The organism is Idiomarina sp. X4 (genome assembly GCF_002808045.1).
Lineage (GTDB): Bacteria > Pseudomonadota > Gammaproteobacteria > Enterobacterales > Alteromonadaceae > Idiomarina.
The window spans coordinates 1,298,504-1,311,598 of record NZ_CP025000.1 but is presented as its reverse complement, the minus strand read 5'-3'; the positions used below and the strand labels follow the sequence as shown (position 1 = coordinate 1,311,598).

Annotated in this window: 12 protein-coding genes; 7 read left to right on the top strand and 5 right to left on the bottom strand. The window is 46.3% G+C overall.

Translation table 11 applies throughout. The features are described from left to right. Position 1: 1 nt before the first annotated feature. Both CWC33_RS06275 and CWC33_RS06270 read right to left on the bottom strand, forming a co-directional pair. Positions 2-655 (bottom strand): DUF5343 domain-containing protein, encoded by a 654-nt coding sequence (locus CWC33_RS06275; protein WP_100691246.1) that lies wholly within the window; start codon positions 653-655, stop codon positions 2-4. A gap of 354 nt (positions 656-1,009) precedes the next feature. Next, positions 1,010-1,405: a hypothetical protein gene (locus CWC33_RS06270; RefSeq protein ID WP_100691245.1), complete on the bottom strand. Its 396-nt coding sequence runs from the start codon at positions 1,403-1,405 to the stop codon at positions 1,010-1,012. A 506-nt stretch (positions 1,406-1,911) separates the two neighbouring features. Here CWC33_RS06270 and CWC33_RS06265 point away from each other — a divergent pair. The 4 genes from CWC33_RS06265 to CWC33_RS06250 all read left to right on the top strand — a co-directional run bounded on the left by CWC33_RS06265 (position 1,912) and on the right by CWC33_RS06250 (position 4,916). After that, positions 1,912-2,472, top strand: a complete 561-nt coding sequence (locus tag CWC33_RS06265; protein WP_157803481.1) for a hypothetical protein — start codon at positions 1,912-1,914, stop codon at positions 2,470-2,472. A gap of 198 nt (positions 2,473-2,670) precedes the next feature. Continuing rightward, complete coding sequence (locus CWC33_RS06260) at positions 2,671-3,243, top strand: HNH endonuclease (protein WP_198511835.1); 573 nt, start codon at positions 2,671-2,673, stop codon at positions 3,241-3,243. 234 nt (positions 3,244-3,477) lie between these two features. Then, positions 3,478-4,458 (top strand): DUF4917 family protein, encoded by a 981-nt coding sequence (locus CWC33_RS06255; RefSeq protein ID WP_100691243.1) that lies wholly within the window; start codon positions 3,478-3,480, stop codon positions 4,456-4,458. A gap of 92 nt (positions 4,459-4,550) precedes the next feature. Further along, positions 4,551-4,916 (top strand): cupin domain-containing protein, encoded by a 366-nt coding sequence (locus CWC33_RS06250; RefSeq protein WP_100691242.1) that lies wholly within the window; start codon positions 4,551-4,553, stop codon positions 4,914-4,916. A gap of 62 nt (positions 4,917-4,978) precedes the next feature. On the opposite strand, the gene CWC33_RS06245 is transcribed toward CWC33_RS06250, so the two are convergent. Beyond that, positions 4,979-7,597 carry an EAL domain-containing protein gene (locus CWC33_RS06245; RefSeq protein ID WP_157803480.1) on the bottom strand — a complete coding sequence of 873 codons (2,619 nt, stop codon included), beginning with the start codon at positions 7,595-7,597 and terminating at the stop codon, positions 4,979-4,981. A gap of 234 nt (positions 7,598-7,831) precedes the next feature. Between CWC33_RS06245 and CWC33_RS06240 the strand changes: the two genes are divergently transcribed. After that, positions 7,832-8,863 (top strand): phospholipase A, encoded by a 1,032-nt coding sequence (locus tag CWC33_RS06240; protein ID WP_100691240.1) that lies wholly within the window; start codon positions 7,832-7,834, stop codon positions 8,861-8,863. Positions 8,864-8,866: 3 nt separating this feature from the next. On the opposite strand, the gene CWC33_RS06235 is transcribed toward CWC33_RS06240, so the two are convergent. Beyond that, a complete protein-coding gene (locus CWC33_RS06235; protein WP_198511845.1) occupies positions 8,867-10,840 on the bottom strand; it encodes a ligand-gated channel protein in 1,974 nt (657 codons plus the stop codon). Positions 10,841-10,989: 149 nt separating this feature from the next. On the opposite strand from CWC33_RS06235, the gene CWC33_RS06230 reads away from it, so the two are divergent. Beyond that, the gene (locus tag CWC33_RS06230) at positions 10,990-11,847 is read left to right on the top strand and encodes a LysR family transcriptional regulator (RefSeq protein ID WP_100691238.1); all 858 of its coding nucleotides are present in this window, start codon (positions 10,990-10,992) and stop codon (positions 11,845-11,847) included. Here CWC33_RS06230 and CWC33_RS06225 read toward each other — a convergent pair. After that, positions 11,821-12,477 (bottom strand): SDR family oxidoreductase, encoded by a 657-nt coding sequence (locus CWC33_RS06225; RefSeq protein ID WP_100691237.1) that lies wholly within the window; start codon positions 12,475-12,477, stop codon positions 11,821-11,823. The two genes, CWC33_RS06230 and CWC33_RS06225, sit on opposite strands and share 27 nt — an antisense overlap. Positions 12,478-12,699: 222 nt before the next feature. On the opposite strand from CWC33_RS06225, the gene CWC33_RS06220 reads away from it, so the two are divergent. Next, on the top strand, positions 12,700-13,095 hold the full coding sequence (locus tag CWC33_RS06220) for a hypothetical protein (RefSeq protein WP_100691236.1): 396 nt from the start codon (positions 12,700-12,702) through the stop codon (positions 13,093-13,095).

Sequence of the window (13,095 nt, the reverse complement as noted above, 5' to 3'; positions counted from 1 at the left end):
TCTAATCATCCAATATGTGTTGTTTTAGGCTTTTAAATATTGCATTGAATACTTCAATATCTTTAGTTGCCGGCAAATTCAAATTGATCGTATACGCTAAGTTAATTGACTTTCCTTTCGAGCTACCTGAAGAGCCATGATTGAACTGTGGTAATGGCACTGACTGATTTAAATGCTTTTGCTCGTCTAGCCTGTCGTGCTCACTCTCCTCAGCTTCTAAAGTCTCAGTATCAAAGTCTGCTAACTTCCTGAGCATATTAAAAGTTGATAGCGTCTGCTGCGTCACACGTGAGTCTTTTTCTCCACCTGTAGATTGGACAATTAAACCAAGGACTTCATCATCAGAAGCGTCATGTACATACTCATTCATTTCATAAAGACGAGCGTAAAGGTCTTTGAACGCTTTGCCTACAGCAATACGCGACTTCTTCGGGTTACGAAACTCACTATAGAGTTCCGTTGGTGAGCCATCACTAGCAACAAAGCCCATTTTTTTCATAAACGGGATAGAAGCATTTGCGGAGCCACCCTTTAACCCCAATTTTGTATTTAAAAAATTTTGAGTAACACGCTCAGGAACAGATGCAGTTTTAATTTTTTCGAGTACTTTTTCAAGTACGCCGACAGAAGTGCTATACGGTAGGTTATCCGCCATATTATTCTCCTTCAGAACAGGCGATTAGGTGCTTCAAAGTTTGTATGCTTTTCGTCGTTTTTTCCAGTTAGTTTAAATCATAGTTACCAATTTCTAAGTTAAAAACCAAACCAATGCAATGTCCGAGTGCTTAGTTTCACTATTAAGGAGGAAAGATACTAAGTTTTATTTTTATTGTGTAACCGACCTTCAAGCACTTAGACATAGCGCAGAACAATAAAGCCTGTCGCATATAGCTCAGCTTTTCTCTCAGACTTGTCAAAATGGGACGCTTAGTAACTAGCTAGGATAGGTAGGCGTCCATGAAGCCGGAGCAAAAGCACAGTGTAATGGATATTGCCGTGCCTGCACTTGCTAAGGCTTAGTACCGTCTAAATGATTAAGAATAGGAATCACGCCCTGAGCAACCACGATACTCGCCAAAGCGAAAGGTAAATTGTAGTACCATGGCATAGAGTTGAATATTCCGTTAATAAAGCCAAGCAAGCCAAATAAAAGCAAAAATAGAAGCGGAATGGCAGATATGATACGCATTAGGCCACGTTCCTGACCAAGGATGCGTTCCCAGCGCCCATGCCATATCTCCCAAAACAGGTAGCCAGAAAATGTCGTAATGAAGCCTAGCGTATAACCAACAACTGCCTTCACTTCAGTGGTATAACCATTTTCATTTAAAAACTGCATTATTTGAAATGATGCAAGCCAAATAATTGTTCCCCAAAATCCAAGGTGTACTTGCCAGTCTTTCATAATTTATACAATCCTTGTAAAACTTCCATTAAAGTAATGTGGTTGAAATTATTAGCTTGCACAAAGTATAAGCATTTTCGTATTTTTGCATAGCTGTAATACAGGTAAAGCCTGACACAAATCGACATATTTTCCTTAAGCGGTGGATAACTCTAACTTCCGTTGCTCGCTCATTGCGGCCTTTCGTTGGTTTAACTATTATATCTAATTATCTGTTTCTCTCTCATTCATAAGACCTAAAGACTCCAATAGGCAGCTTCATACTCTCCTCTGCAATAAATTACGTTTTTTATTGTCTTGTATACACGGTTCGTTTAATGTCGATTAACGCATAACCACAGCTACTTATTGTGCAGTCGTTAGGGTCTGGAGTGGTTTTTGGTTTACCAATAGTGTGTCTCGATAACGGTATTCTTCCGCTGACCTATGAGTCAGTACCCTATTATCAAGCGATTTACACCACCTGCATGCAAAACACATGAATGTTGTATAAAGGGGAGCTTAAAGTGATAAAAAAATTGTCATTGGTGTTGATTCTTGTCTCGCTTCCGGTGCTGGTATGGTCGTTCGCAAAACCAGTTAGACTATTACTTCCGCATTTAAACGACATGAAATGTCACAATTCGGTTTGTGTCGAGCACACAAAAGAAATGGCAAAAGCCGAAGAGTTGTACGGATCCGCCTTTGATGCAGTCTCTTCTGCTGGAATACCTCTTCGCTCAAAGCCTATGTTTGTATATTGCTCCACTTTAGAGTGTTATCAGTCATTCGGAGGAGGCAATGAGCGGGCCATCTCATATCCTTTTCTTGGTACGGTTATAGCTCCCGCATCGTGGCAAAGCTACATTACTCAGCATGAATTGATTCATTGGTTTCAATTTTCCGAAATTGGTGCCGTGGCGACAATGATGAAACCGGAATGGTTTAGAGAAGGAATGGCTTATGTTTATAGCAACGCACCCGAATCAGATATTCCTGAGCACTACCTACCCTTGATGGAAAGATATAAAGATTGGCATTCTAAAAAATCATGGACGGAAGTTATTGAGCAGGCGGGTGAACTCTGACTTGAATAGTCTTATCCACCATACTCAATTCTACAAGAGTGCCATATCTCTTTATATTCGATCTCTAAAGGCCTGCTTTAACGTCAGCTCAGAGCGAACAGCGGCCATTGGACTTTCTGACCTTACAATGTAATCTAGCTTCCAAGGAATCTGATCTTGCAGGGTCAGTATAATACGCTGTTATGGATAAAGAGAGTTATGGATTACTTATCACTATTCAGAATGCCAACGCCGATGAAAATTACGGGAAGGTCCTCAAGCATCACGAACTCGTTTATTAACTCAATTATTCCAATAATTGTTCCAACAAATGAGCAAGTTAAAGAGGCGCTAGAGATTCTGGGTATGGACCACGATAGCTTTCAATGCGCCTACTGTGGCGCTACAGCTTCGGAATGGGATCATTTGCGGCCTTTGGTACTTAACAAAAAGCCAACGGGATATATTTCCGAAATCCATAACTTGGTTCCTGCATGTGGTAAATGTAATCAATCAAAAGGCAACAAGCCTTGGAGTGCATGGATTACTAGCGATGCAAAACTGTCTCCAAAATCCCGAGGAGTTAGAGATCTTAGTCAGCGTATCGAAAAGTTGAAAAAATATGAGGCATGGCTTGAGCCAACAAAAATAGATTTTGAGTCTGTGGTAGGAAAAGAAAAATGGGCTCAGCATTGGGCTAATTGGGAATCAGTACAAAAAACTATGCGTGAGGCGCAAACGTTAGCAACAGAAATCAACGAAACCATAGCAAAAGCATATGTAAAACTATAGCTGAGCAACCAACTATGCGCCTGCGATGCGGGAAACTGATTATTTCGGCGCTGACGTCCGCTCCTGGCACAAACAAGCAGTCTGCTTTTTACTGCTAATAACTGCTCCAATTTTCCGGGGGGATTACAGAAGTTCCTACCTAACAAGCAAAGACAGAATCACCCTATTGGTTGGGCGATCTAACGTGCACTACTGTTTTGAGCATTATGCCCAGAACCTATTCATGGAGTGTTTATGATTACTTTCGAAGAAGCAATCGCTACCGTTGAGGAGGGCGAAAAGCCCTCGGTTCTGCTTGGAAACGGCTTTTCTCGAGCTTGGGATGATAGTATCTTTAATTACGCTAATCTCTTGGAGGCAGCAGACTTCGACGCGCGAGAAGCAGAGATTCGAGCTCTATTCGACCGTTGCGGAACCTACGATTTCGAGGTGGTTATGAGGGCACTGGTCTCGGCTAAAGCAGTTTTGGAATCATACGGTGGAAACGGCCCGCTGCTAGAGACGATTGAGAGAGACCAGCAGCTTCTAAAGGATGCGTTAATTTCCGCTATTTCTAACACACATCCGAGCCGACCGAACGAAATAGCCGATAAGCAGTTCACTTCGGCGCGCAGGTATTTGTCGCGATTCAACCAAGTTTTTACAGTCAACTACGATCTGCTGTTTTACTGGGCGAGGAATATGGTCAACCTTCCACCAGAAGCATACTTGACTGATGACGGGTTTCGGGTCGGTTGCAAATGGCGCGGGCATGGCACAAACCAAGAGGTGCATTTCTTACACGGTGGACTACATATTTTCGACCGAGGATCTGTAATTGAAAAGCATGCTTACTCTGAGGCAAGAACCAGTATCGTGGATCTTGTGCGGCGCAACCTTGTTGACGGCAGATTTCCTTTGTTCGTCTCAGAACCCTCGGCGGAGAAGAAAAAGGCGCGAATAGAGCATAATCCCTACCTCGACTTTTGTTTTCGAGCTCTTCGTAAGTCCAGCGGTACATTCTTCATCCAAGGCCACTCAATTGACGAGGGAGACAAACACATCTTTGAACAACTGAAGCGAAGTCAGGTGGAAAAGTTCTACGTTAGCATATTTGGGGACGAGAATACTGAAGAGAACACTCGTATCAAAGCCAATGCGCGCGCCTATTTGGAGTCGGGCATCTCGGAAGTGGAATTTTTTGATGCACAGTCTGTTGCTATCTGGGAAGAATAAAATGTTGCAGCGCGACGATCTCTCCTTCGGCTCGCACGTACCAATCCACATCCGCTCCTGGCACAAACCAGACTAAACCTAAAAGGAACTCCATGCCGCACAAACCGATAAACTTCAAAGAAAAACTGAGCCTGTTTAGCGAGCAATGGTCGCCGAAGGTGATTGCCGAGATGAACGATTACCAGTTCAAAGTGGTAAAGCTGCAAGGTGACTTTGTCTGGCATGACCATAAAGACACCGATGAAACCTTCATCGTGCTTTCGGGGCGTCTGCGCATCGACTTCAGAGACGGTCACGTCGATCTGTCGGAAGGTGAAATGTATGTAGTGCCGAAGGGCATTGAACATAAGCCTTACGCCGAACAAGAAGCCCAGGTGTTACTGATAGAGCCACGAGGTGTAGTTAACACTGGTGATGAAACAGGTAGTAAAACTGCTGAGAATGACGTTTGGATTTGATGATGACCGCTACATGGTTCCGTCGATTATTGTTAATTTCAGACACAAGCCACATTGCCACCTCACAAACCCTCATACCCACCCCAACCTTCAGGGCATTTCCAGTTTTTAAGCCATGGCAGTACTTCGTTCGCCGGCATGGGTTTCGCAATGCCGTACCCCTGACCCAGCACGCAGCCTAACTCAACCAGTGTTTTACCTTGCTGCTCGGTTTCGACGCCTTCGGCAATAATGTTGAAGTTAAAGGCGTCGGCAAGGCCAATAATACCTTTCACAATGGCCAGGTCGCCGTCGTCTGTCATCATATCGCGCACAAAGCTTTGGTCTATTTTAAGCGTTTGTGCCGGCAAGCGCTTCAGGTAATCGAGTGCGGCAAAGCCGGTTCCAAAGTCATCCAATGACACGGCTATACCCATTTTTTTGCATTTCGCCAGCACCTCGGCGGCCACATTAATTTTGCCAATGGCGGCGCTTTCCAGCACTTCTATTTCAAGAAACTGCGGTGACACATTGGGGTAATGGCGCAAGTGAGTGTTTACAGAGTCCAGGAACTCGTCGTCCAGCAGTTGCAGCGCGTTAATATTAACGCTCACCGGCAGCTCAATGCCCTGTGAACGCCATTCATTCACCTGCTTCAGGGCTGCGTCGAGCACCCAGTTGCCGACATCAATGGAGAACGGATGCTCTTCAATAAGAGGCAGGAAGTCTCCCGGTGGCACCAGACCTCGTTCAGGGTCGCGCCAACGCAGAAGCGCCTCAACGCCAATTACCTCGCAGGTTTTCATATTGACTTTAGGCTGGTAAAACAACTCGAGTTCATTATTGCTCATAGCCAGTTCCATCCGCTTAATGAGCTGCGTTAACTGGGTCTGCGCTTGCTCTCTTTGAGTATCAAACCAAGTTATGCGGTCGCGGCCGTTACGTTTTGCCTGATGCAGTGACTGGCTGGAATGGCGAATAAGGGTATCGGCATCGTTGTTGTCCTGCGGATACGCAGTAACGCCCATACTGACGGTAATGTCCATGATGTAAGAGCCAACGGTAATGGTTTCAGAGAGCTCGGACTTTATTCGCTCGAGAACCTCATTCACCTGCAGTTCACTCTCTCCACCTTCAATGACCAATAAAAATTCATCGCCGCTGAGCCTTCCGACCGTATCGCCATCGCGTATGGTGGCGTTGAGCCGCCGGGCAAGCTGTTCTATGACTTTATCACCCACCGCATGGCCAAACTGAGCGTTGATATTTTTGAAATTATCGACGTCGATAGACGCGACCACGACCATGTCGCCTTTACGACCAGCAATGCTCAATGCGTGTTCCAGGCGGTCTCGTACAAGTAAGATATTAGGAAGCCCGGTCAGAGCGTCGTGGTAGGTTCTGAATTCTAATTCCTCCTTATGGGCAAACGCTCGTTCTGTTACGTCAGAACTAATGCCCACAAAGTTTTGTACTTCGCCACGTTTATTCTTAATAGCGCTCATGGACGCCAGCTCAGCATAAAACTCGCCGTTCTTACGACGGTTCCACAGCTCACCTTGCCAGAAGCCGTCTTTTATTAGCTGCTGGAACATAGAACGATAAAACGATTTCCCCTGACTCCCGGACTTTAAGAACCGGGGGTTTTTACCCAGCACTTCGCGTTTTTTATAGCCGGTAATGCGCGTAAAGGCCGGGTTCACATCCAGAATTCGGCCATCGGCATCAGTGATGGTAATGCGATCTTGTGTGTATTGAAAAACGGAGTCTGCCAACATTATTTGGCGACGCACATAGCGCAGAATGAGCCAGCTTAAGAACAGTGCAGTCAGCAACACCAATGGCGATATAATGACGTAACGCCATAACTCGCTGAGAGACGACTCATAAGAACTCGTCGCTGTTTCTTTAATGCTCGTGATTAACCGTTGCTCAACATCCTGAACGGTCGCAATAAGCTGCGTCTGCTGAGCTATCCACACGTCAGCGTCCATGTCCTGAAGTAACTCATTCGGCGTTCGTGTTGCGAGTAGCTTTTGCCGAAACTCAGTTGTTAACACGGACAACTCACCGTCCGGCTCCACCGAGGTCTGACTTTCAAAGCCAATCAGCAAGCTGCGTTGTCGACCAGCGTTATAAGCCAACTGACGAATGTCTTCGTGGCTCATTTTGCCGTTTAACAGCGCTTTACCGACAATGACACGCTCTTGTCCGAGTAACTCTCGAAGTCGGTTTAAAATAAAGTAAGCATTTACTTCGCGTGAGAGGCTCACTATCGATAAGTCGCGTGCTAACTCATTCAACTGGCTATTGGTTTGCCGAATAATCGCAGTATAAAACTGAAGTATTTCATCAGGGGTCGCTTGTTTATTATCGACACGTTCACGCATAACCGGTAGCTGTCCCAGCGCGTCAGTCGCGAGTTTTAAGCCCTGGTGAAGCGCTTTGGTTTCCGACGTAATATCTACTGAACCCAGCTTTTGCTTTAGGTTTATCAGCTGCTGGTTCGTTCTCTCACGGCTTTGCACTAACCGCGAACGTAAGCGTTCAGTGCCGGTGTCTGTAATGAGCACACTCAAGCCACGTTCACGTTGTAATGTGCCGACGAGCTGACCGGCCGCTGTGACCAGCGTGATATTATCATTCAGCGCATCCAGCCGATTAACCGACTGTCGCAGCTCTATAATGTTAGAGCCAGACATCCAAATAATTGCGATAACGGGTAATAGCAATGCCGCTGCAAATCGGTAAGAAAGTGGCAGTTTGTCGAATAATTCGAGCGCGCGGTATGAAATACGTGTTCTCCTTTGCTCATCTCGATAAGCGTTATACACCTACTTTTTGTAAGTGTATAACAAAATAAACCTGAATGAGTGATCTAAAATTGTTAATTCCGCTATAGTACACAGAAGCTTACCGTTTGGAGTCGTACCTTTATGAAAACATGGATTCGTCTTAGTGTAACAGCCTCTTGTCTATTTCTTTTTACAGTGGCTCACGCACAGCAGCTGTCTGAAATGCAGCAGTGCCTGCTGGACAAAATGAATACGACCAAAGCGGAAAAAACCACTATTGCCGATATTCGCAGCCAGTGTGAACAACAACTCCGCAGCGCTGAAGAAGAGGAAGTGGTTGAAGTCGATGCCGTGGAAGAGCCGGGTGTGCTCACCAACCGGATGAAAAGTGAAAAGGTCACCCAGTTTGACCCTTATGTGCTGACTCCACACCGCCGAAATTACATGCTGCCTGTGCTGACCACAAACAATATTAACCGTATACAGTACGCCGATATTGAAGGTTATGAAGAAAACTTAGAAGAATACGAGGCTAAATTCCAGCTCAGCTTTAAAGTACCGCTTAATAAAGAAAGCTTGCTGTTCGAAGACGACCAGTTTTTCTTCGGTTTCACCGTACAGTCCTGGTGGCAAGTCTACTCAGACAACATATCGAAACCATTCCGTGAAACGAACTACATGCCGGAATTTTTCTACGCGACGCCAACTGGCTGGCATCCGTTTGGTACAAACACAGCTTTAGTATTCGGCGCAGAACACTTGTCGAATGGCCGCAGTCAACCACTGTCACGCAGCTGGAACCGCTTTTATGCTCAGTTTGTTGTTGAAAAAGGGCGTTTCGTTTTCTCGTTCAAGCCATGGATTCGTTTACAGGAAGACGCGAAAACCGACCCGCTTCAGTCCAGTGGCGACGACAACCCCAACATTACCGATTATGTGGGTGATTACGAATTTACTACCGCTTACAGTGACGGTGATTTCGAATACATCTTAAGGCTTAAGCACGCCATAGATACCGGCAGAGGCTCCGCCGAGCTTAACTGGACATTTCCACTCGGCGGCAAGTTTATCGGTTATACGTCAATTTTCACCGGATACGGAGAGAGCCTGATTGACTACAACCACAAACAGACTCGCTTCGGTTTAGGTATTGCGTTAAACAATGTGCTTTAAGTGCTAAAAGCTGTAGGCGGCCGATAGCCAAAGACGTCGGCCGTCTTCAACATAGCCGTACTCTTCCACGCCAATTTCCTTGTCCAGTAAGTTATAAATACCCGCTGCTAACTTTAAGTCTCGTGTCACATAATAATTCACACCGAAGTCTGCCAGTGTGTAGGACGGCGCAACCAATGCGCTCTGTGACGGTCCCGTTGTTGGCTGGCTTTCTTTACCGCGATAATGCACACGTAACCAACTGTTCCAGCGCTTATTCGGCTTCCAGTTTAACGACGTTTGTATTAAGTGCTTAGGCAATTGATTTAGAGGCTCACCGGCATACTCACCCGATTTCTGTTCAGAGTCGGTGTACGTATAGTTCCCTTTAACTGACCAATGGCGGCTAAGGCGTGAATTGAATGTCAACTCAAACCCTCGGGTCACCGCTTCATCAATATTCACACGAGTCGTTGGCATGGAGCCAAACTGATTCGGTCCGGCATCACACACCGTTGCCGGGCAGGCAACGCGAGTGATTTTATCGTCAAATTGGTTGTAAAAAACAGTAGCAGAGGTTGAGGTATGGCGACTCCAGTCGGTATACAAACCCAACTCATAGTTTGTTGACGTTTCTGCTTCTAAATTTGGGTTGCCGTAGACATCGCCACCTCGGCTGACCTGACCCCAGTCAGGGGTGGTTTCGCGCAGGTCTGGCGCCCGGAAGCCGGTTGAAACCCCACCTTTTATGGTTGTTGTCCGGCTTAAGGTATAAACACCGTAGACACGTGGGCTCCAGTGACCGCCGAAAATGTCATCGTCGTCATAACGAACGCCGGTGGTTAAGTCGAACCCTTTAAACAATGGCCAGGCCGTTTCTGCAAATACCGACCATTGCGAGCCTTCAACTCGGGTACGGTCACTGATTTGGTTACTGGTTAAATCTTCCAGCTCTTCCTTAAAGTAGGAAACGCCGGTATTGACTGAATTGTCATCAAATAGTGGTAAATTCCAGTGGCTTTGAAAGTCGGTATTGGTAATGGTCATTAAACGGGCTTCGTTTTCATACTCGTCGCGTTTTAGGTAGCTGCGTGCACCCACTAAGCCCCATTGACCGTTGTGGGCAATCGATACGGACTGACTATCGTACACAGTGCTTGAAGACTCTGGACACCCACGCCGACCGCATTCTTCGCCCGGCGCCAGCGGCTCTATCGTTTTACCTAAAGAAGCGTCTATCGTTTGTTTAGCCGTCCCAACTTCAAACAGAATCTCATGGTCGCGATTTGGCGTATAAGCCAGTTTCATATCTGCATCTTGTGCGGTTTTATCACGAAAGCCATCGACAATGTCATCTTCAAGACGCCGTGTATATCCTGCCGACAACTGAAGTCCCAAAGTATCTTCGATGAGTGAACCTGCCGTATAGAAGTTCGTTTGGTAGCTGTTACCGGACTCCGTTCGTTCCTGCAACGTGCCATCAACGCGAATTTCAGAGCGCCATTCGTCCGGTGTTTTTCGCGTAATGATGTTAATAACGCCACCTATTGCGTCCGAGCCGTAAAGCGACGACATCGGTCCACGAATAATTTCAATGCGATCGATGGCCGCCAGTGGTGGCGTCCAGGCGCCTTCCACACCCGGACCGTCGCTGTTTGGACGGGTTTCTCTGGAGCTCTGACGCTGACCGTCCACCAAAATTAAGGTGTAGTCGGCTCCCATCCCCCGCAGACTGATATCCTGACGGTCACCACCGCCGGTGACTACAACCCCTGGCGCATCCGTCATGGCGTCGGTTAAGTCTTTGTAGAAGCGCTGTGACAACTCGTCTTTATCGATAACGGAAATAGAAGCCGGTGCCTTTTTTATATGCTGGGCGACACCAGAGGCCGTCACCACCATCACTTCCATGTCTTTGTGTTTATGACGCCGCTTTTCACGATCGTCGTTTGCACCATCCTGTGCATAAGCGGTACCCAAGGCAGAAAAAATAGCCATTGAAAGTACACCCAGTTTCAAGCCATTCTTAAAAACGTTCACAAATCGCCCCTCTGTTAAATGAGAATAATTTTCATTGGCGATCATAAATGTTAAGATGAATTCATCAACGTCGAAATTCTGAAATAGGTTTTAAGCGGGACTAAACCATGAACCCAAAAATGATTCGGTCAATGAAGGCTTTTACTCGAACGGTTGAGCTGAACAGTATGAGTGGAGCAGCAAAGGAACTCCACATGACAGTGTCTGCGGTTAGCCAACAATTACAGCGCTTGGAAAAAGACAACGGTATTGCGCTGTTTCACAGAAACACGCGGACGCTGACATTGACCGAAGCCGGAAAAGTGTTTTACCAATCATGCTTAGACATGCTGAACATTGCGGCGCGTAACCAGGAGCAATGGGAGTCGTTGACCAAAACACCGCAAGGGCAAATTAAAATGATAGCGCCTGTTGGTTTTGGTGGCGGGTTGCTCAGCGAGCCGTTAAAAAAGCTGCAACAAGAGTTTAAAAATGTCCATTTTCAGCTGCACATGACGGACGAGCCCATTGATTTAATTACCGCCGGCGCCGACTTGGCCATTCGGATTGGCCCTCTTGCCGACTCATCGCTTTATGCGAGGCACTTAGTAGATTGGAACATGATTCCTTGTATTGCTGCTTCGCACCCGGCTGCGCAGAAGCCTATCAGTTGTTTTAACGACCTTCCCGAAGACTGCTTTATTGGGCACATGTCGAACTCTTCAGAGCTTGAACTCCCGCAACCGAAAATCATGCTCAACAACATGCAAACTGTGGTGCAACTGACACTAGATGGGGTGGGTTACGCGTTACTGCCAGAGCCTGAAGTCAAGCACCACATTGAAAGTGGTCACCTACTTCGGTTGCTGCCTGAGTGGAAAGGCAGTCCGTACAGCGTTCACGCAGTATTGCCGGTTAAAGACAATATTCCCACAAAAACTGAACGGACTGTTGAGGTACTAAGCGAGTTCTTTCATCGCTTGTAAGGACTGCTGAACGTCACTCTCGCCCGACATTAAATCAAAGGCTTTACGTTCTGTTCCTGATTCGTCAAGGCAGCGATGTAACACGTTCGCGACATCTTCACGAGGCACCGAGCCTGGAGCCAATGATTCTCCGACAACCACTTTACCGCTAGCAGGATCATCCGTTAATGCGCCGGGACGCACTATCGTCCAATTGAGGTTGCTGCGCATTAACTCTTTGTCAGCGTAATGTTTCGCCGCGTAGTAAGGCAGTAGCTGTTCCGCCCAGTTCTCACGGTTATTCGCTTGCCATGCGCTGACCATAATAAAACGTTTCGCGCCAGTATTCTCAGCAGCTTCAACGGTTTTCACGGCGCCGTCTAGATCCACTAAAAGCGTTTTGTCATCACCCGTGTTAGCCCCGGAGCCTGCTGTGAATACCACGGCATCTGCGCCGTTAAGAGCAGTCTGCAAGTCGTCAACGGAGCCTTCTAAGTCGGCTAACCTGGCTTCAATACCTTTCTCTTCCCACGATTGTTTTTGTTCCTGCTTCCGTACTACAGCAACAACCTTGTGTTTGTCGTCGTTTTGCAATTGTTCGACAAGATGTTGACCAATTTTTCCATTAGCACCAATAACGGCAACGTTCATAATTCACCTCCATGATTTTTATATCTGATCATACGCTCATAGGTGGCGGATTAGATCGCTACTCTACTGTAAATTAAAGAAAATATAAGTGCTGCAGCCGATATGACAGCACAGTGTCATATGACAGACTCAAAACTGGCGTCACGATATTTTTCTGGTACTGATAGCTTTATTCATCGAAAGAACGCTGTACTCTTTACATTAAATAAAAAGGAAAAAGTCATGAAACAATCTTTACTGGAAAAACTAAACCTCGCGTATCGTTTTAAGTTTAACGACAATGGACACACGATAACGGCAAATGCATCAAGTCTCACAGGCAAAGAGGAAGTACTTGTTGACGGAGTTTCTGTGTCAAAGAAGCGTAACCTTGGGTTATCAAGCTGCCATAAGTTTCACGTCGATGGTTCTGACTATGAACTTCACTTTAATGTGACAGGCTTTCTCTTTTGCCGTGTAGAATGTCGGCTGATAGTAAATGGTGAAACTGTCAGCACGGAAACGCGCTCTGCCTTCGATAACAAGAAAGCCTTTGTCAGGAACTTAGTTATTTTCTTCTTTGTTGGACTGATATTCGGCTACCTCGCTGCCACCGCTGCATTAACGTTTTTGGGGTAG